Genomic DNA, 18,411 nt, shown 5'->3' on the forward strand with positions numbered 1-18,411 from the left:
TGCCCCGCTTCTCTCACCTTCCTTTTTCTGCAAGAAGCCCCGTCGCCAGCTGGTTTGGCGGCGGGGTTTGGGTTTGGACAGGGCCGTGGGTAACGGGAATACCGGCCTAACTGTAATGCCCGGCGCGGCGGCGCGATTCAGCTGCCAACGCTGCTTTACCGCGCAAGTGCTACCGAAACCGTAGTTTCGAGCCGCCGGACCGGAAATCCGCCTAAACCATCCGCTTTTTCTGCAACCCTTTTTTCACGCTCGCTGACTACTATGTCAAAACAACTCTCCCTGGCCGTCGTGCTTTTGCTGGCCGCCGGTACCGCTTCGGCCCAATCGGGCAAAGTCAAAGTCAAGGTGAAGCCCGGCCGCACCGAAGCAGCCGTGGCTGCCCCCGCGCCGGCCGCCGCGCCCACCGACTGGTCGCTACCCTACGCCGCCACCATCACCCCCGCCGGCCTCAAAGCCGACCTCGACGTGCTGGCCTCGGATGCCTACGAAGGCCGCGAAACCGGCAAGAAAGGCCAGAAGATGGCCGCCGATTACATCGCCAAAGCCTTCGCCGCCGATGGCCTGGCCGGCCCCGTGGCAGGTTCCGACAACCCCTACATTCAGCACTTCGGCATGAAGCGCACCAGCTTCGACCTGCCGGCCAGCACCGTGAAAGTGGGCAGCCAAACCTTTCAGGGCAAGCGCGACTTCTACGGGTTTATGACCGATGCCTTCGCTACGGCGGCTCCGCTGCAACCCGTGTTTGTGGGCTACGGCATCAAGGAAGAGCAGTATTCGGACTTCGCCACAGCGGCCGACTACAAGGGCAAGGACATCGTTTTCCTGGCCGGCGAGCCGCTGAATGCCCAGGGCAAGTCGCTGCTCGGGATGGATGGCAAGGCCAGCCCCTACGCCCCGGCTACGCTGGAAGGCCTGGGGGCGCGGCGCAAATCCATCTTCCCGCTCGGCGCGCGCTCCATCATCATCGTGATGCCTACGGCCGCCGCCTACTCGGCCGTGCCCAAAACCTTCGAACAGATTATGGGCCACGAAGACCTCACCTTCGACGGCGCGGAGAAGAAAAAGGGCGGGTTGAACCTAATTGTGGTATCGCCCGAAATGGGGGCCAAGCTGCTGGGCACTACCCCGGCCGGCCTCGACAAGTACCGCCAGAGCGTGGCCAAGGCCGGCAAGGCGGTGGCCTCGCCCTTCAAGCCGGCGGCCGGGGCCACGGCCCAGGCCAAGCTGAGCACTGAGCCCTTCACGACTGAAAACGTGCTGGGCTACCTCGAAGGCGGCGATAAAAAGGACGAAATCATCGTCGTATCGGCTCACTACGACCACCTCGGCGTTAAGGACGGCGTGGTGTTCAACGGGGCCGACGACGATGGCTCGGGGACGGTGAGCGTGCTGGCCATGGCCCGCGCCTTTTCGCAGGCTAAAAAGGAGGGCCACGGCCCGCGCCGCAGCTTGCTGTTTCTGGCCAACACCGGCGAGGAAGAGGGCCTGCTCGGCTCGCAGTACTACACCGACCACCCCGTGTTCCCGCTCGAAAAAACCGTCACCGACCTCAACATCGACATGGTGGGCCGCGTGGATAGCCTGCACCAGGGCAAGGGCGACTACGTGTACCTGGTGGGTGCCGACCGCCTGAGCACCGAGCTCAACACCCTGAGCGAGGCCACCAACCAGCAGTACAACCCGGTGGCCCTCGACTACAAATACAACGACCCGGCCGACCCCGAGCAGATTTACTACCGCTCGGACCACTACAACTTCGCCAAGCACAACGTGCCGATTATCTTTTATACCAGCGGCCTGCACCCGCAGTACCACAAGGCCACCGACGACGTGGAGTTCATCGACTTCCCGGCCATGGCCCGGCGCGACCAGCTCATCTTCCACACCGCCTGGGCCCTGGCCGAGCGCGACGCCCGCGTGGCCCTGAAACCTGAGTTCCTGGCCCCCGCCTTCAAGCCCAGCCCCGCCGACCTCGACCGCTACGTGGGCAGCTACGCCAGCACCCAAATGCCACTTAAAATCGTCGTTACCCGCGAGGGCGGCGTGCTCAAGGCCCAGGCCAGCGGCCAGTCGGCCTTCCCACTCGACGCCGTGAGCAAGGACGTGTTCAAGTTCGAACAGGCCGGTATCGGCATGGAGTTCGACGCCACCCAGCCCACCTTCAAGCTGAAGCAGGGCGGCAAGGAATACGATTTCAAGAAGGAGTAGCTTTTCCCTTCCCTCCTGCGAGAGAGGCCCTATCGGGTACAGCCCCGTCGTCGGTTCATCCGGCGGCGGGGTTTTGCTTATGGGGATAGGTACCGATACCACTACCCTCGAATTCCCTCCCCCATTTCGCTGCCCTTCGGTTGAAAAGGAGCGGAATTTCGTTCTACTGGGCTGCCTACCTTTGCCCCGCTATGCAAAAACCGAGTATTCCCAAGGGCACCCGCGACTTTGGCCCCGCGCAGGTGGCGCGCCGCCAGCACATTTTCAACGTCATCCGCCGCACGTTCGAGTCGTTTGGCTTCGCGCCGCTCGAAACGCCGACGCTGGAAAACCTGTCGGTACTGACGGGCAAGTATGGCGACGAGGGCGACCAGCTGCTGTTTAAAGTCCTGAACTCCGGCGACTTTGCCAAGGACGTGACGGCCGAGGACCTGGCCACCGGCAGCAAAGCCCTGCTGCCCAAAGTGGCCGAAAAAGGCCTGCGCTACGACCTCACCGTGCCCTTCGCCCGCTACGTGGCCATGAACCGCGGCACGCTCACCTTCCCCTTCAAGCGCTACCAGATGCAGCCCGTGTGGCGCGCCGACCGCCCGCAGCGGGGCCGCTACCGCGAGTTTTACCAGTGCGACGCCGACGTGGTGGGCACCGATTCGCTGCTCTGCGAAGCCGAAATCGTGCTGATGATGGCGCAAGTATTGGGCGGCCTCGGCCTGCACGATTTCACCATCAAAATCAACCACCGCGGGGTGCTGCGCAACATTTACCAGGCGCTGGGCGGCGAGGGGCGCGAAACGGATTTGTTCGTGGCCATTGACAAGCTCGATAAAATCGGGCGCGACGGCGTGAGCAAGGAGCTGCTGGAGCGCGGCTTTTCGGCAGGCACCATCGAAACCCTGTTTGCGCTGCTGAGCGTGGAGGGCAGCTACGAAGAAAAGCTCCAGCGCCTGCTGGTTGGCTTCGTGACGGCCGGCGTAGAGCCCGACGGTGCCCGCCCCGACGCGGCCGACGAGGATGCCGCCGCCAACTACCGGGGCCTCACCGAACTGGCCCAGGTGCGCGATTTGCTGGTGGCCTCGGGCTTCAAGCAGTTCGACCGGCTCGAATTCGACCCCACCCTGGCCCGGGGCCTCTCCTACTACACGGGCTGCATTTTCGAAGTCAAAATCAACAACGTGCAAATGGGCAGCGTGAGCGGTGGTGGCCGCTACGACAACCTCACTGGCAGCTTCGGGCTGCCGGGCGTGTCGGGCGTGGGCTTCTCGTTTGGCGTCGACCGGCTCTACGACTGCCTGGAGGCGCTGGACTTGTTCACGGTGACGGGCGAAACGCCCACCCGCTGCCTCATCACGCATTTCGACGTAGCCAGCGGCCGGGCGGCCCTGCCGCTGCTGGCGCAATTGCGGGCGGCTGGCATTCCCGCCGAGCTGTATCCCGATGCCAAGAAGCTGGGCGTGCAGTTCAAATACGCCGATGCCAAGGGCATTCCGCTGGTCATCATCATGGGGCCCGAGGAAGTGGCGGCCGGCGTGGTGAAAGTAAAAATCATGCAAAGCGGCGAGGAAAAAGTGTTGCCCCTGGGCGAAGTGGTAGCGGCCCTGACGGCGGAGTGACGCCTATTAGCGGCACTACTCCACCATCACGCGGCGGCTGACCTGCTGCCCGGCCAGCGTGGCCCGCAGCACGTACAACCCCACTGGCAGCCCGCGCAACGGCAACGACTCGGTGGCACCAGCGAAAGCCCGAACCAAGCGGCCCTGCCCGTCATATAGCCGCAAGCTGGTCGGCTTGGTGGCGATGGGGAATTGCAGGTTCAGCTCACTCGTGGCCGGGTTGGGATACACGGCAAAGCCCAGCGCCCCGGCGGCGCGCTCGGTGCCGAGCAGGCTGCCGGAATTCTGCACGCGACCGGCGCAGATATCCTGGCCCGTACCCGCCGGAGTGGACCCAGCCGAGGCCCAAAACACCTGCACCGCCCCGTTGGGCTGGGCCACGGGCACGAGGTCCTGGCTGGCGGCGCGGTCGGGGTCTGCGGTGTGCAGGGCCACCCCGCCGGCGGGGAAGGCCAGCGAGGCATCGGGGCGGATTTTTTGGGCCCGTAGGCCGGTGCCGGCGCTGTAGTTGGTGATGTAGAGGGCCATAACTGCCCCGTTGTCGGACGGGGCCAGCCGGGGCTCGGGCGAGTAGGCAGGCAGGCTGTTGACGAGCACGCCCGCCCCTGGCCAGGCCAGCGTGCCGGCGGCATCGGCCTTCTGGATATAGGTGGTTGGGGAGTTCACGCCGGTGCGGTCGTCGTTCCACACGGCCCACAGGGCGTTGTTGTGCCACAAGGCATCGGGTACCGATTGGTACGAGGGGTTGGTGCACAGAATGCGGTAGCCGGGGGCCGCCCAACCAAGCGCGCCGCCGGGCGTGACCTGCGCGCCAATGATGTTGCCCGAATTGGAGCCCCACACAACGTAGAGGTTGCCGGCTGGGTCGCGCACTGCCCGCCAGTTCTGGTTGCCGCGGCCGTTGGCCCCGGTGGCATTCAGGTTGAGGTCGTTGGCCCAGCCGACACCATTCACGTCGTAGTGCTGCGCGTAGATGGCCGAGCCCAGCCCGCCGTAGCTGCTCACCACGTACAAGCCGTCGCCGCCATCGCTCAGCGTCAGCAAGCTGTTGGCGCTGGGCAGGGCGCGCTGAATCTGGTTGTTGGCAAAGCGCAGCGCCCCGGTGAAGCTCACCTGGTTGAAGGTGAGCCAGTCGCCGCCGCCGTTCAGGGTCAGGTCATTGACGATGGTGGCCCCGGTGGTGATGGGAAAGATGTTCAGACCATACTGCAATTCGTAGATGACCGTGGGCAGGGTGCGGTAGGCTACCACGGTGGGCGCGGCCCATTGCGGCACCCCGGCCGCGCTGTAGTACTGGCAGCGCACGGTGTCGCCCCCGATACCGAAGGCCCCCTGCACCCAGGCCACGAGAATGCCACTCTGCCACCGAATGGCGCGCACGCCCCAAATTTCCTTGCCCCGGGTCTGGAACAGGCGCAGGCCGTTGGCTGGCAGCAGGGCCGTGCCGTTGGCATCGAGGTGCTGGGCGTAGAGGGCCGTGCCGGGGCCGCTATTGTTGCCACCGCGCTTATCAATCCAGACGGAATATGCGCCGCCCGCACCGTCGGCAAAGGCCTCCACGCCCACCTGCACGCCGGGCGCGCTGCACACAAACAGCGTTTGGGAGGCCACCGTGGGGAACTGGGCCCGCGCCGGGTGGGCCAATAGCACCAACAGCATTAGCAAGTGAAGTAAGGCCCACAGGCCGGTTGCTGAGGAGCACGGGAGCTGAGTCGTTTTCATGATAGGCAAGGGTTTGTAGGAGTGGGGGAAAAGTGCGAGGTGAGTGCAGAATAAAGGGGGTATTTGTTAATATAATAAATAAACTATATTTATTATATTAACAAATAATCCGGGCGTTACGCCCCGCGCCAGTCGTTGCCAAAGGTGCGCCTACCGATGCGCGGCCGCTGGCCTATTCGCCCGGGGTCGCCGCCCGGCCCCAACACGCCCCGCGCGCGGCGACCAACGGCAGGCGCGGTTGTTGGTCGACGCCGGCGGGTTGTTGGTCTACAAAGCCGCAGGGGCGCTGGTGGGCTTAGGGCGAATCGATATATTTACCCATGGACCAGGCAACTAGCGGCCCCGCCCCGGCGGTGTCATCCGGCATGGCACGGGTGCTGCGCGCCCTCGACGAACGGTGGTGGCTGCGGCACGGCCTGTTCTGGACGGTGCGCACCGGGCTCATGACGGCGCTGTTCCTGTATGGCCTGCACTCGACCACCGACTGGCACCGGGCCCTGCGCGACTCGCTGATACTGCTGCCGCCGCTGCTGCTGGCCACGTACTCGCTGCTCTACGGCGTGCTGCCCTGGCTGGACCGGCCGGGGCAGCGCGCCCGCTTCTGGCTGCTGCTCACGGGCTGGCTGGCGGTGGGGCTGCCGCTCACGTTTGCCCACCGGTATTTTTTCTTTATGCCCTCGCACCACGGTGTGGCGTCCCCGTTCTCCGACTACTACCTCGTTTTCTCCACCGGGTCGCACATGCCGCTGCTGCTCACGGCCGGGGTGGCGGCCTGCCTGCACGTGCTGCGGCAGCACCAGCGCCAGGAGCGCAACAACGCCCTGCTGGCCCAGGAGAACTACCAGGCCGAGCTGCAGCTGCTGCGGGCCCAGATTCACCCGCACTTTCTGTTCAACACGCTCAACAACCTTTATGCCCTCACCCTGAAGCAGTCGGACCAGGCCCCGGTGGTGGTGGAGCGCCTGGCCGGCCTGCTGCATTTCGTGCTGGAGCAGGGCACGGCCCCACTGGTGCCCCTGCCCGACGAAGTGGCCCTGCTGCGCAACTACCTGGCCCTGGAGCAGCTGCGCTACGGCAGTCGCCTCACGCTGGAATTTCGGGCCGAGGGCATCACCCCGGCCGCCCGCATCGCGCCGCTGCTGCTGCTGCCGCTGGTCGAGAATGCCTTCAAGCACGGCGCGGCCGAGCAGGTGGGAGCCGCCTGCATCAGCATCGCCCTGGCCGTGGCCGACGGGTGGTTTACTTGCGTGGTCGAGAACACCAAAAACGCTGGTCCGGCCCCCGGCGCGGCGGCCGGCATCGGGCTGCGCAACGTGCGCCAGCGTCTAGAGCTGCTCTACCCCCGGCGCTACCGCTTCGAGGTGCAGGCCGAAGAGCACACGTTTGCTGTGCACCTGGCATTGCGGTTGCCCTCAGCGGCAGCCCCCGCGCCAACGCCAGTAGCCCCCGGGGCGGATTTTCTTGTGGCTGAAACGGCCGGCCAGCTGGTGGCCGCCGCCCGCCCATGAGGCGGCTGTTGCAACACCGGGCCGCCCGGCACGCCCTGTTCTGGCTGGCCACTCTGGTCCTGAGCTTCGTAGCGCAGCTGCCGGCGCACTGGCTGGGACACGCGCCGCTGTACGTGGGCGGGCTGTTTTTCGTGCAGCTGCCGGCTTCGATGCTGGCCATCTACCCCCTGCTGTACGGGATACTGCCCCGGCTGCTACGCGGGCAACTCGGGCTGGTACTGCTGCTGCTGGCACTGTGGCTGCCCGCCAGCACCCACCTCGTGGACCTGATGCGGGGACTTTACGAGCGTGGCCCGGCGCCGGCCTGGTTTGGCGAGCCCCCGGCTCCGGTGCAGCCCTGGTACACCTACAAAGACCTGGGCTACGCCTGGTTTGTGCTGCTGGCCACGGCCGGCGCGGCCAGTACCATCAAGGTGCTGAACGGCTGGCACGCGCAGCAGCGCCGGGGCCGCGAGCTGCAGCAGCGCAAGCTGCAGGCCGAGCTGCAATTGCTGAAAGCCCAGCTCCAACCCGCGTTTCTGTTCGATACCCTGGGCACCCTGCGCCGCCTCACCACGGCGCGGGCGGCCGAGGCCCCGGCGGCGGTGCTGCACCTGGCCGAGCTACTGCGCTACCTGCTCTACGAAAGCCCACGCGATGCCGTGCCCCTTGCCGACGAAGTGGCCATGCTGCGCCACTACCTGGCCCTGGAAACCCTGCGCTTGGGCCCACGCGTGGAGGTGTCGCTGCATTTCAGCGGGGCGCTGGCCGAGGCTACCATTGCGCCACTGCTGCTGCTGCCGCTGCTCGAAAACGCGTTTCGGCACGGCACCGGGGCCGGGCAGGAATGCCCCTGGGTGAGCATCGACCTGGTGGCCAAGGCCCGCTCGCTCACCTTCAAGGTCATCAACAGTCAGCCCAACGCCCCGGCCGCCTGGCACGAGGGTTCCGGCCTACGCACCCTGCGTCAGCGCCTGCAACGCCTCTACCCCGACCGCCACGAGCTGAAAATCGTGGCCGAGCCCGACACGTTTCTGGTGGCCCTGCGGCTGCGGTTCGCGCCGGGGCCGGGCCTCGTTTCTGCCCCTTCCTCCGCCTTTTTGCTCGCCCAGCCATGAAAACCCGCTGCCTGTTAGTCGACGATGAGCCCCCGGCGCTGGAGGTGCTCGAAACCTACGTGCGCGAAGTGGCCCACCTCGAGCTGGTGGGCAGCTGCGGCAACGCCCTCGAAGCCTTCGGCCTGCTGCAGGCCCAGCCGGTCGATTTGATGTTTCTCGACATCAAGATGCCCAAGCTGCTGGGCACCGATTTTCTGCGCAGCCTGCGCCACCCGCCGCAGGTCATCTTCACCACGGCCTACCGCGAGTACGCCTACGAAGGCTTCGAACTCGACGCGGTAGACTACCTGCTCAAGCCCGTATCGCTGGAGCGGTTTTTGAAAGCCGTGGCCAAAGTGAGCCACGCGGCGGACGGCGGCGCGCCCGCCCCCGAGCCTGTGCACACGCCCCTGGCCAACCCCGACGCCTTCCTGTATTTCCGCATCGACCGCAAAATGGTGAAGGTCATTCTGCGCGACATTCTCTACATCGAAGGCCTGAAAGATTACGTGAAAATTCACGTTGTCGGAGGCCCGGCCCTGGTGGTGAAGCAAACCATTAGCGGGTTGGAGGAGAAGCTGTCGGAAAGCAATTTTCTGCGCATCCACCGCTCGTTCATCGTGGCCCTCGACAAAATCCGCACCTACAGTGCCCGGCACATCGAAGTAGCCACCGAAGAGTTGCCCATCGGCCGCCTTTTCCGCTCGCGCGTGGAGGAAGTGCTGGGTTAGGCATTTCGGTTGCTTTTGCGCGAATACGAAGTGGTACGACGACTAAAAGTCGTCGCACCACCTGGCTTTTGAGTACCGCCCTACCCTTACTCAAACTTCAGCCTGGCATCCAGATTCTGCGCGATTTTCTTGCCCTGAATCAGGCTTTTGTCGATGGTGGGGCGGAAGTGAATGCCACCGTACACCCGGGAAATTCCGGCTTCGACCCCGGCCTGCTCGAAGGACATGAAGGAGCGCGCGGCAATGCCAAACGGCACGTAGCCCTGGTCGGTGAAAGCGTAGGTGGCCCCGAACAGCTCCGTCATCGTTTCGGCCGCCGCCCCCGACACCACCCCGTGGCCCGCGCTGTATTCGGGAAAGGCCGGGGCTGGAATCAGCGAAAGCCAACCCGGCTGGCCCATGGCCCCCCGGATGTAGGTGATGGGCCGAAGCACGTTGTAGGTATACTTCATTTTGAATGTGGTCACCAGCGCATCGCTGAGCGAAATGCCAAGTTTAGCGTAGGCCAGCAGCGCCCGGTCGAGGGCGGGGTTTTCCTTCACGAGCACCTGCTGCAGAATGGAAACCCAGTGCCCCGGCGGGGTGAAGCTGCGCCCGTTGGGCACGTCGTTCCAAAACAGGGCAATGGCCGTTTGCTCCGGAGTGCGCGTCTGCGAAATGTCGTACACTTCCTGCGCCATGGCCTGAAACGGCGAGCCGGCCACCGTGGAATAAGCGGGCGGCGGGCCGGGGTCGCTGCCCTCACCGCTGCCGGCCACCAGCAGGCGGTTGTTGCCCCAGTAGGGCAGCACGGCCGGCGCATTGGCGGGCGCGGTGGGGGCCCACAGGCCCGGCCCGGTGGGCGGAGTGTAGGCGGCACCGGCTACCGCGAAACCATCGGCGCGGGCCCAGTCGAGCACGGCGGTGGCTACCTGCTGTCCGAAGGCAATGCTGCGCGTACTGGCCTCGGTGCTGATGCCGGCTGAATAAGTGATGCGGTTAGCGGCTTCCAGCGAATCGATGGTGGCCAGCAGCGCGGGCGAGGTGTTGGCGAAAAAGTTGCGGTTGCTGGCGGCCAGCGCCGCATTGGCACTGAGCGCCCAGCTGTACACCAGCGTTTTATCGGCCGTCGGCAGGCCGGTGAGGCCGTTGAGCTGCCCGGCCAGCGAGCGGTGGTTGGCCATGCCGGGCACGGCCGCTTCGTAGCCCGCGATGCCGGTGTAGCCGAAGGGCCGGGCAAAGGTGTTGGCGGGAGTAACCGGGGTTAGCCGCGTCAGCCGCAGCTGCAGGGCCAGCCAGCCCACGGCCACGTCGGCGCGGTAGGTGGAGGTGGCCGGCGAGGGGTCGAGACTGGGGCTGGGGTCGCTGGTCGAATGGCAGGCCCCGAGCAGGAGGCCCGCGCCCAGGCCAACGCTGCGCAACCAGGTGGCCGGACGGCGGGAGAGATGGAGGAAGGTGGTTTTCATGGCGGTATCGGGTTGAAGGTTGGGGAGCTTAGCACGCGGCGCGGCACGGGGCCGGGCACCGCTCAAAAGTGCGTTTTTTCACTCCCGGCTGCTCGCTTTATCGCCTGGCGTCACCCGGCCGTCGACAGACAACCAGACGCGGGCCGCCAACTACCACCCGCCGGGCGGCCGGCCCAACCCCACCGCCGGCCCCGGAAATGCCGCTATTTTTGCGCCACCCCCCATCCCCCCGCCCCCCCGAATGCCCACCCACACTATTTCGCCCGCGCAGCCCCTCACCCTGGCCGCGCTGGCAACCTTACTGGCCGACGGCCGCCCCGTGCAGCTCGGCGCTGATGCCAAAGCCAGCATCGCCGCCTGCCACAACTACCTGCACCAGCGCCTGGCTCACGACGACCGCCCTGTTTACGGCATCAATACCGGCTTCGGCTCCTTGTATAATGTCAGCATCGCCCCGCCGGAGCGCGCCCAGCTCCAGGTCAATCTGATGATGTCGCACGCCTGCGGCACCGGGGCCGAAGTGCCGCAAAACATCGTGCGCCTCATGCTGCTGCTTAAGGCTCAGAGCCTGAGCTACGGCCACAGCGGGGTGCAAGTAGCCACCGCCGAGCGCCTCGTAGCCATGTACAATCGCGAGCTGCTGCCCGTGGTATTCGAGCAGGGCTCGCTGGGCGCGAGCGGCGATTTGGCCCCGCTGGCCCACCTCTGCCTGCCACTGCTGGGCCTGGGCGAAGTAAACTACCAGGGATATCGGCTCGCGGCCGCCGATGCCATGAGCCTCTTCAGCTGGGAGCCGCTGGTGCTGCAGGCCAAGGAAGGCCTGGCGCTGCTCAACGGCACCCAGTTTATGCTGGCCTACGCCGTGGATGGGGTGCTGCGCGCCCAGCGCCTGGCTGCCGCCGCCGATGTCATTGGGGCGCTGTCGACCGAGGCGTTTGGGGGCTGCGCCGACCCGTTCAATGAGCACCTGCACCGCATCCGGCCGCACGCCGGGCAGGTGCAGGTGGCCCGGCGGCTGCGCGAGCTGCTGGCCGGTTCGGAACTGCAAGCCCAGCCGCGCCGGGCCATGCAGGACCCCTACTCCTTCCGCTGCCAGCCGCAGGTGCACGGGGCCTCGCGCGATGCCCTGGCCTACGTGGCCCAGGTGGTCGAAACCGAGTGTAACTCCGTCACCGACAACCCCAACATTTTCCCCGACGAAGACCTGATTCTGAGCGGCGGCAACTTTCACGGCCAGCCCCTGGCCCTGGCCCTCGACCACCTGGCCGTGGCCGTGGCCGAGCTGGGGAGCATCTCAGAGCGGAGAACCTATCAGCTGATTTCGGGCCAGCGCGACCTGCCGCAGTACCTCGTGGCCGCGCCCGGCCTGAACTCGGGCCTGATGATTCCGCAGTACACCGCCGCTGGCATCGTGAGCCAGAACAAGCAGCTCTGCACCCCCGCCTCGGTCGACAGCATCGTGAGCAGCAACGGCCAGGAAGACCACGTGAGCATGGGGGCCAACGCCGCTACCAAAGCCCGCCGCATCATCGAAAACGCCGAGCAGATTCTGGGCATTGAGCTGCTCACGGCCTGCCAGGCACTGGAGTTCCGCCGCCCGGGTCGCAGCTCGGCAGCCCTCGAAGCGGTGTTTGCCGCGTTCCGCAAGCAAGTAGAATTTGTGGGCCACGACCGGATGCTGTACGCCGACCTGCACCAGGCGGCCGACTTCGTCCGTAAGTTTGACTGGGCGGAGGTGGTGTAGCGCATCGTAGCGCCAACTTCGTCTTTTGCGGCCCCGGGCGGCTAAAATTGTCCTGAGCCTCGAACGGAAAAATTCACGCTATGGCCCACCGACCAATGCGAATCGGGCCGACAGCGCGTTATTGCCGCAACTGCTGCTTATGAGAATTCTGACCTGCTACTTTTTTCTGCTGACGTTGTGGCTCATTGGAGCCGGCCCGGCCCGGGCGCAATCGTGCCTGGCAGCCAATCCCCCGGCCTGCACCTTCGAGCTTATCGACGACAATGGCTTGTCGGTGAATGCGCTATGCGTGGGAAAGCGGGTGAAATTCCAGCCCTGCGCCAACCGCAACCCCGACATCTACCGAAACATTATTCGGTACGGGGTCCTGCCGGGCGTTGGGTCCACCTTCATCAACTCGACCCCACTGGCTTGCACCCCCGACCGCATTTACCCCGCTTACTACACACCTACCCTCGCCGATGTGGGCATGGTTACGGTATCTGAGCTGGCCAACGACAACGGCAGTAAGTACTACATCCGCACCTTTCGGGTGTACGACACCACGCCGCCGCCCTTCACCATCGCGCCCTGCCCCACGGGCTCGGCCCTGGTCACGGTGACGGATACCAAATTTGATTCTTACCAGGTGCAGGCTGGCAGCGGCCCCAGCCAAGCCATTTCGCGCAATCAGCCCACGGTGCTGGTAGTGCCAGCCGGGGCGGCCACCATCACCGTAACCGGGCGCTACGCCATCCCCGAAGCCTGCGAGGGCACCAATAACCAGGCGCTACGCGCGGCCGCCGCGCCGGTTACGCCGGGTTTCAGCAGTCTCACGCTGGCGGGGCCATTGCCCGGTGGGGCGGCCACACTGGCCGTGAGCCAGCTCCCGGCCGACTACCAATACACCTTGCAAATTGCCGATGGCACTGCCCCCGGCGGCTTCCGAGATGTGATGCCGGTGGCCCCGGGCAGCAGCAGCATTAGCCTGCCGGCCCCGGCGGCGGGCTGTTACCGGGTGTCCCGCATCGACCTGTGCGGCACCAGCCCGGCCGCCTCGCCCCTCATCTGCACGCTGAGTTTAAGTGGGACTTCTGCCCGCAACCGCAACCAGCTGCTGCTGGCCGATGCCGGCGCGGGCAACACGTACTCCATAACCCGCAACGGTCAGGCACTGAATGTCTTCAGCGTCATTCCGGGCGGGTTCGAAGATGCCGACGTGCAGTGCGGCAGCACCTACACCTACGTGGTAACGGCCCGGCAGCCGGGTGGCGGCGCTGCCGTCTCGAACCAGGTGAGCATCGCCACCGTATCGGCGCTACCGCCGCAGCAGCCGAAGCTGGTAGCCAGCTTCAACCTGCGCAACGTGGTGGAGCTCACGCCGCTGCTCGTGCCCACTGCCCTCCCCGCTGGCAGCAGTCTGCGCTATTTCCGTACCGTTGGCACAACTACCACCGATTTTGGCACCGCCTCTACACTACGCGCACCCCGCGACTCGGCCGACCTGGCCGTGCTGCGCGCCGCGCCACCCTGCTATACTGTGCGCCTCCTCGACGTATGCGGCAACGCCTCCCCCCTGAGTGCGCCGGCGTGTCCCAGCCTGCTCACGGCCGCCGCCGGCACCGTTGGCATTGCCACCGAACTTACCTGGACGCCATTCAGCGGCCCCGACCCGAACCAGCAGGCCATATATCTGCTGCAGTTCCTCAACGCCGACGGCACGGTGCGCAGCGTTCAGCCCGTGAGCGGCAACACGTACACCGACCTGGCCCCGCCCACCGACCAGACCATTAGCTACCGCCTGCAAATCAGCGGGGCGGGGCTTCCGGCCGGCACCTTCAGCTACTCCAACCTGGCCAGCGTGGCGCGCACGCCCGCGCTGACTATTCCCACGGCCTTCACCCCCAACGGCGATGGCCTGAACGACGTGCTCGAAGTGAAGGGCAGTTTCCTGGGCAACTACACTTTTGTGGTAGTCGACCGCAGCGGGCAGGAGGTTTTCCGGGGGACCAAGCGCAGCGACACCTGGGACGGCCGCATTGCCGGCCGCGCCCCCGTGCCGGGCAGCTACGTGTGGCGCTTCCAGCAGGCTTCCGACAATGGCCAGCCGTATGTGCGCTCGGGCGCGGTCACGATTCTCAGGTGAAATCGCGCTCAACCGCCAACTTTGCGGAGGAATTCCGTGTCCATCCAGTAGTGCCGGGCATCCTTTTGCCTCACCAACTGTTTACTGACGACTAAATAACTGATAACCGAAATTAATATGGCATTCGACATCACCGGCATGATGGGCAAAGTGAAAGAGCTGCAGGACAAGATGCAGCAGGCCCAGCAGGAAATTCAGCACATTACGGCCACGGGCGAAGCCGGCGGTGGCCTGGTGCGCGCCACGGCCAATGGCCATCGCAAAATCCTCAAGCTTGAAATCGACGAAAGCCTGCTCACCCCGCAGGACCGCGATATGCTGGCCGACCTCGTGGTAGCCGCCGTGAACAAGGCCCTCGACGAAGCCGCTGAGCTGGCCGCCCAGGAGTTGAAACGCAAAACCAGCGGCCTGATGCCCAACGTGCCCGGCCTCGATTTGAGCGGTTTTGGGGCCTAACGCCGCGGCTTCCGTCGGTGCGGCCTGCACCGATGTGGCCATCGTTATCCTGAACTGGAATGGGGCGGGCTTCCTCGCCCGCTTTCTGCCGAGCGTGCTCGCCCACGCCGACGGCGCGCGCGTCATCGTGGCCGACAATGCCTCCACCGATGACTCTATTGAACTGCTGGCCCGCGACTTTCCCACCGTCGAGTTATTGCTGCTGGAACGCAACTTCGGCTTCTGCGAGGGCTACAACCAGGCGCTGGCCCAGGTCGACAGCCCGTTTTTCGTGCTGCTGAATTCCGACGTGGAAGTAACGCTGGGTTGGCTGCGTCCCCTGCGCGGCCTGCTCGAAGCCCACCCGCGCATTGCGGCCGTGCAGCCCAAAATACTGGCCCATGCCGACCCCACGCTGTTTGAGCACGCCGGTGGCGGCGGCGGCTACCTCGACCGCCTGGCCTACCCCTTCTGCCGCGGACGCCTCTTCGACACCCTAGAAAAGGACCTCGGGCAGTACGACGACGCGCGCGCCGTGGCCTGGGCCAGCGGGGCCTGCATGCTGGTGCGTCGCGCCGCCTGGCTGGAGCTGGGTGGTTTCGAGCCCGCCTTTTTTGCGCACATGGAGGAAATCGACTTCTGCTGGCGGCTCCAAAACGCGGGCCACGAAGTGTGGTACCACGGCGGCAGCGCCGTGCACCACGTGGGCGGCGGCACGCTTCCCAAAACCAACCCGCGCAAAACCTACCTCAACTTCCGCAACGGCCTGGCGCTGCTTTTTAAAAATGCCGCGCCCAGCGAGCTGCTCGCGCCCATGTTTCAGCGCCTCGTGCTCGACGGGGTGGCCGGCCTGCGATTTCTGGCCGCCGGCGAGTTCGCCAATTTTTGGGCGGTGCTGCGGGCGCACTTCAGCTTCTATGGCAAGTTGAGCTACTGGCGGCAGCGGCGGGCAGCGGCCCAGCCGCATTTGCGCGTGCGGGAGCGGGCCGGAGTGTACGATGGCAGCTTGGTGTGGGCCTATTTCGCCCGGGGCAAGCGTCGGTTTTCGGAGCTTCGCCTGCGCTGATTAATCCTGCCGAAGCGGGAGAAATCGGAAGGCTCCGCATGGCGACCGCACGCCGATTTCGCGCCAATTAATGCGTAAAATGTCGGAATGACCACGGCCAACCCTCGGAAATTTCTGATTGCATCTTGATTTGGCGGGCCTGTTTCGAGCTTAGATTTGCCTCCCCGACTATCCCGCTTTAACTCAAGATGAAAAACCCGCTACTTCAATTTGTTACCAGCCTGTTTCTATTGCTGGCCTCGGTTAGCCCGACGACCGCGCAGTGGTTTCATCGAATCGGGCATGTTAGCAAGTCGCAAACCAAGAAATCGGAGCACTCCAATAAAGGCGTAAAGCACAGCGCCAAGCACAAAACCAAGAAGCGTAACCCCGACCACGACGAGCGCCGCCGCCGCAAAGAAGCCAAGCGCCAGGAAAAGCGCCGCGCCGAAGGCCCGCGCCTGCTTCCGGCCGCCACGCCCGAACCGGAAAAAACAGCTCCGTAGTCAGCTAGCTGCCCGCCACTACAAATCCCAGACGGTGCTGCGCTGCTGGCGCATGGCCCGGCGCACGTTCATCCAGAAGGCCCCCGCGAAGTACAGTACGATGGGCGAGCCGAAGGTGAAAAACGAGGCATACACGAACGACAGCCGTACGCTGCGCGTGCTGAAACCCCACTTCTGGGCCAGGGCCGAGCAAAGGCCGAAAGACTGCGATTCGAGATAGTCGGTAAAGCGTTTCATGGGCGTAATCGGCTAGCGAAAAACAGTTTGTATGGGCTAAGATAAGGCATTGGGCGGGCAGAGGCAAGCTCAGCAGTGTAATTTTACCGCCCCGGCTTCGACTAATCCAACGGATTTTTCGTTGATAAGGCTGGATTTTTATTTTCGCGTTGCACGATTTGATGAGTAATTCTTTGCGGCCTCTGGCCTTTGGGCTGCTAGCCGCCACGGCCGGGCTCGCCGCCTGCTCCTCCTTGCCCAAGGTGCTGAAGCAGGCCGAATCCGGCCGGTCGGTAAGCACCCGCCCGCCGGTTCTCACCGCTTCGGGCGAGGCCGTACCCTTCGAAGTGGTGGCCCGGGTACCCGCCGCCCACCTGCACAAGGGCGTGGCCTACGAGTTGCTGCTGCGCTACCGCTACGAGCACGGCCTGCGCGAGGACACCCTCGGCCGCCTCACCTTCACCCCCGGCAACTACGTGTACGACGACGAGCACAAGGGCCAGCTCGTCGCCACCCAGAAGTTCACCATTCCCAACACACCCGGCCGCAACCCCGGCGAGCTGCTGGCCCACGGCCAGGTGCGCGAGCTGAAGAAGAATGGCAAAATCCTGCGCGCCCCCGCCGATGTGCGCGTGGCCCGCGGCATTGCCGACCCAGCCCGCCTCGTGTTTCGCGAAGACACCGTGCTGGCCCTGCTCCCCGAAAAAGCCAGCAACGTGATGAGCGGCACCCGCGTGCTCCCTTTCTTTTTTGATGAGGACCAGTGGTTTATCCGGGGCTATCTGGGCACCAACGTGCAGGCCCTGGAGGATTTGATTGACGCCAACCAGCACACCCGGCAGGTACTCATCATCGCCGGCCACTCGCCCGACTCGACCGACGCCCACAACCGCCTATTAGCCAGCAAGCGCGTGCGCATGCTGCTTTACTACTACAAGCAGCGCGTGAAGAATTTCTCCTATCTGAATAAGAATGAGGATATTCGCTTCGATACGCTGGCCTATGTGCGCAAGTGGGACACCTTCCTCCAGAAGGTGACCACCTCTGCCCTCAAGCCCGACCAAATTGACTCGGTCGTCACCATTATCAACGATACCCGGGGCAGTTTCGAAACCAAGGAAAAGGCCCTGCACCGGCTCTCGTTTTTCGACTACATCGAGCAGTACATCTATCCCGTGCTGCGCTTCGGCACCGTGGCCGTGACCTACACCGCGCCGCCGCGCTACAATTCGGAGCTTTACCTGCTTTCGAAAAAGATTGTGGAGAAGCAGACGGAAGCCGATGCGCTTACGCCGGAGGAGCTGCGCTACTCGGCCAACCTCACGCCGCTGCTGGCCGAAAAGCAGCGCATCTACGAGGTGTCGGCTGCCAATACCGGCAGTTGGGAAGCTTTTCACAACCTGGGCGTAATCCTGCTGCAACGCGCCGAGAAGGAGCCCCTCGATAAAGTTCGGAAGGCCTATTACCGGCGCGCGGCTACCAATTTCACGCTGGCCGCCCATCGCCAGCCCACGGCCGAGTTCTTTTACCACGCCGCCACCGCCTACCACCGCGCCGGCGACCGCCTCGAAGCCCTCCAGAACTACGATTATGCCATCAAGCTGGGCGGCGAGCGGCAGCTGTTGCGCAAGGTTTTCTCCGACCGGGCTGCCCTGGAAATCGAAGTCGGCCAGCCCGACGAGGCCCTGCGCAGCCTGCAATACGCTGGCCCGAGCTATCAGAACGCCCTCAACCGCGCCCTCATCGAAGTAGGCCGCGAGCACTACGAGCTGGCCCAGGAGCAGTACCGCCTGGCCCAAAGCCTGCGCCCCACGGCCGCCGCGCCCATCTACGGCCTGGCCGTGGTAGCCGCCCGCCAGAAGGATGAAGCCGCCGCGGGCACCCTGCTGAAACAAGCCGTAGCCCTCGACCGGAGCTACGCCCAGCGCGCCGTCGAAGACCTCGAGTTTCAGGATTATGCCCAGGGCAAAGTGTTCAAAGAGGCACTGCGCTAAGCAGCGTTGTCAAAGGAGTCAACCATGAACGTCATGCTGAGCTTGT

The 18,411-nt window shown here is 64.8% G+C and carries 14 protein-coding genes; 11 read left to right on the top strand and 3 right to left on the bottom strand.

Annotated features, from left to right (window positions below; translation table 11 throughout):
- The first annotated feature begins 261 nt into the window (after positions 1 to 261).
- Together ABIB44_RS03390 and hisS are read left to right on the top strand one after the other, a co-directional pair.
- On the top strand, positions 262 to 2,208 hold the full coding sequence (locus ABIB44_RS03390; RefSeq protein WP_354583212.1) for a M28 family peptidase: 1,947 nt from the start codon (positions 262 to 264) through the stop codon (positions 2,206 to 2,208).
- Positions 2,209 to 2,399: 191 nt separating this feature from the next.
- Positions 2,400 to 3,818 (top strand): histidine--tRNA ligase, encoded by a 1,419-nt coding sequence (gene hisS / locus ABIB44_RS03395; RefSeq protein ID WP_354583213.1) that lies wholly within the window; start codon positions 2,400 to 2,402, stop codon positions 3,816 to 3,818.
- 15 nt (positions 3,819 to 3,833) lie between these two features.
- On the opposite strand, the gene ABIB44_RS03400 is transcribed toward hisS, so the two are convergent.
- A complete protein-coding gene (locus ABIB44_RS03400; RefSeq protein ID WP_354583214.1) occupies positions 3,834 to 5,540 on the bottom strand; it encodes a T9SS type A sorting domain-containing protein in 1,707 nt (568 codons plus the stop codon).
- A gap of 320 nt (positions 5,541 to 5,860) precedes the next feature.
- Here ABIB44_RS03400 and ABIB44_RS03405 point away from each other — a divergent pair, with 320 nt between their 5' ends.
- The 3 genes from ABIB44_RS03405 to ABIB44_RS03415 are packed head-to-tail and all read left to right on the top strand — an operon-like array spanning position 5,861 to position 8,855.
- Entirely contained in the window at positions 5,861 to 7,048 is a 1,188-nt protein-coding gene (locus ABIB44_RS03405) for a sensor histidine kinase (protein ID WP_354583215.1), read from the top strand.
- Positions 7,045 to 8,145 carry a sensor histidine kinase gene (locus tag ABIB44_RS03410; RefSeq protein ID WP_354583216.1) on the top strand — a complete coding sequence of 367 codons (1,101 nt, stop codon included), beginning with the start codon at positions 7,045 to 7,047 and terminating at the stop codon, positions 8,143 to 8,145. Before ABIB44_RS03405 ends, ABIB44_RS03410 begins: the two co-directional genes overlap by 4 nt.
- Positions 8,142 to 8,855, top strand: coding sequence for a LytR/AlgR family response regulator transcription factor (locus ABIB44_RS03415; protein WP_354583217.1), 714 nt, complete (start codon positions 8,142 to 8,144; stop codon positions 8,853 to 8,855). The genes ABIB44_RS03410 and ABIB44_RS03415 overlap by 4 nt, the downstream gene beginning before the upstream one ends.
- Before the next feature lie 86 nt (positions 8,856 to 8,941).
- Here the strand turns inward: ABIB44_RS03415 and ABIB44_RS03420 are convergent, their stop codons facing one another.
- Positions 8,942 to 10,300, bottom strand: coding sequence for a vanadium-dependent haloperoxidase (locus ABIB44_RS03420; RefSeq protein ID WP_354583218.1), 1,359 nt, complete (start codon positions 10,298 to 10,300; stop codon positions 8,942 to 8,944).
- Between the two features lie 241 nt (positions 10,301 to 10,541).
- Between ABIB44_RS03420 and hutH the strand changes: the two genes are divergently transcribed.
- The 5 genes from hutH to ABIB44_RS03445 all read left to right on the top strand — a co-directional run bounded on the left by hutH (position 10,542) and on the right by ABIB44_RS03445 (position 16,155).
- Positions 10,542 to 12,044, top strand: coding sequence for a histidine ammonia-lyase (hutH, locus tag ABIB44_RS03425; RefSeq protein ID WP_354583219.1), 1,503 nt, complete (start codon positions 10,542 to 10,544; stop codon positions 12,042 to 12,044).
- A gap of 139 nt (positions 12,045 to 12,183) precedes the next feature.
- Positions 12,184 to 14,169 (top strand): T9SS type B sorting domain-containing protein, encoded by a 1,986-nt coding sequence (locus tag ABIB44_RS03430; RefSeq protein ID WP_354583220.1) that lies wholly within the window; start codon positions 12,184 to 12,186, stop codon positions 14,167 to 14,169.
- A 117-nt stretch (positions 14,170 to 14,286) separates the two neighbouring features.
- Positions 14,287 to 14,625, top strand: a complete 339-nt coding sequence (locus tag ABIB44_RS03435) for a YbaB/EbfC family nucleoid-associated protein (RefSeq protein WP_354583221.1) — start codon at positions 14,287 to 14,289, stop codon at positions 14,623 to 14,625.
- Positions 14,615 to 15,670, top strand: coding sequence for a glycosyltransferase family 2 protein (locus ABIB44_RS03440; RefSeq protein WP_354583222.1), 1,056 nt, complete (start codon positions 14,615 to 14,617; stop codon positions 15,668 to 15,670). Before ABIB44_RS03435 ends, ABIB44_RS03440 begins: the two co-directional genes overlap by 11 nt.
- 188 nt (positions 15,671 to 15,858) lie before the next feature.
- On the top strand, positions 15,859 to 16,155 hold the full coding sequence (locus ABIB44_RS03445) for a hypothetical protein (RefSeq protein WP_354583223.1): 297 nt from the start codon (positions 15,859 to 15,861) through the stop codon (positions 16,153 to 16,155).
- Between the two features lie 18 nt (positions 16,156 to 16,173).
- On the opposite strand, the gene ABIB44_RS03450 is transcribed toward ABIB44_RS03445, so the two are convergent.
- Positions 16,174 to 16,392 (bottom strand): PspC domain-containing protein, encoded by a 219-nt coding sequence (locus ABIB44_RS03450; RefSeq protein WP_241934193.1) that lies wholly within the window; start codon positions 16,390 to 16,392, stop codon positions 16,174 to 16,176.
- A gap of 161 nt (positions 16,393 to 16,553) precedes the next feature.
- On the opposite strand from ABIB44_RS03450, the gene ABIB44_RS03455 reads away from it, so the two are divergent.
- A complete protein-coding gene (locus ABIB44_RS03455; RefSeq protein ID WP_354583224.1) occupies positions 16,554 to 18,365 on the top strand; it encodes a tetratricopeptide repeat protein in 1,812 nt (603 codons plus the stop codon).
- Positions 18,366 to 18,411: the final 46 nt, after the last annotated feature.

Origin of the sequence: Hymenobacter sp. UYCo722, from assembly GCF_040547115.1 — a bacterium.
GTDB lineage: Bacteria > Bacteroidota > Bacteroidia > Cytophagales > Hymenobacteraceae > Hymenobacter.

What these genes read in the sequence shown, in the direction of transcription:
- ABIB44_RS03390 (WP_354583212.1), top strand. Translation starts at nt 262, where the DNA reads ATGTCAAAACAACTCTCCCTGGCCGTCGTGCTTTTGCTGGCCGCCGGT.
- hisS (WP_354583213.1), top strand. Translation starts at nt 2,400, where the DNA reads ATGCAAAAACCGAGTATTCCCAAGGGCACCCGCGACTTTGGCCCCGCG.
- ABIB44_RS03400 (WP_354583214.1), bottom strand. Translation starts at nt 5,540, where the DNA reads ATGAAAACGACTCAGCTCCCGTGCTCCTCAGCAACCGGCCTGTGGGCC.
- ABIB44_RS03405 (WP_354583215.1), top strand. Translation starts at nt 5,861, where the DNA reads ATGGACCAGGCAACTAGCGGCCCCGCCCCGGCGGTGTCATCCGGCATG.
- ABIB44_RS03410 (WP_354583216.1), top strand. Translation starts at nt 7,045, where the DNA reads ATGAGGCGGCTGTTGCAACACCGGGCCGCCCGGCACGCCCTGTTCTGG.
- ABIB44_RS03415 (WP_354583217.1), top strand. Translation starts at nt 8,142, where the DNA reads ATGAAAACCCGCTGCCTGTTAGTCGACGATGAGCCCCCGGCGCTGGAG.
- ABIB44_RS03420 (WP_354583218.1), bottom strand. Translation starts at nt 10,300, where the DNA reads ATGAAAACCACCTTCCTCCATCTCTCCCGCCGTCCGGCCACCTGGTTG.
- hutH (WP_354583219.1), top strand. Translation starts at nt 10,542, where the DNA reads ATGCCCACCCACACTATTTCGCCCGCGCAGCCCCTCACCCTGGCCGCG.
- ABIB44_RS03430 (WP_354583220.1), top strand. Translation starts at nt 12,184, where the DNA reads ATGAGAATTCTGACCTGCTACTTTTTTCTGCTGACGTTGTGGCTCATT.
- ABIB44_RS03435 (WP_354583221.1), top strand. Translation starts at nt 14,287, where the DNA reads ATGGCATTCGACATCACCGGCATGATGGGCAAAGTGAAAGAGCTGCAG.
- ABIB44_RS03445 (WP_354583223.1), top strand. Translation starts at nt 15,859, where the DNA reads ATGAAAAACCCGCTACTTCAATTTGTTACCAGCCTGTTTCTATTGCTG.
- ABIB44_RS03450 (WP_241934193.1), bottom strand. Translation starts at nt 16,392, where the DNA reads ATGAAACGCTTTACCGACTATCTCGAATCGCAGTCTTTCGGCCTTTGC.
- ABIB44_RS03455 (WP_354583224.1), top strand. Translation starts at nt 16,554, where the DNA reads ATGAGTAATTCTTTGCGGCCTCTGGCCTTTGGGCTGCTAGCCGCCACG.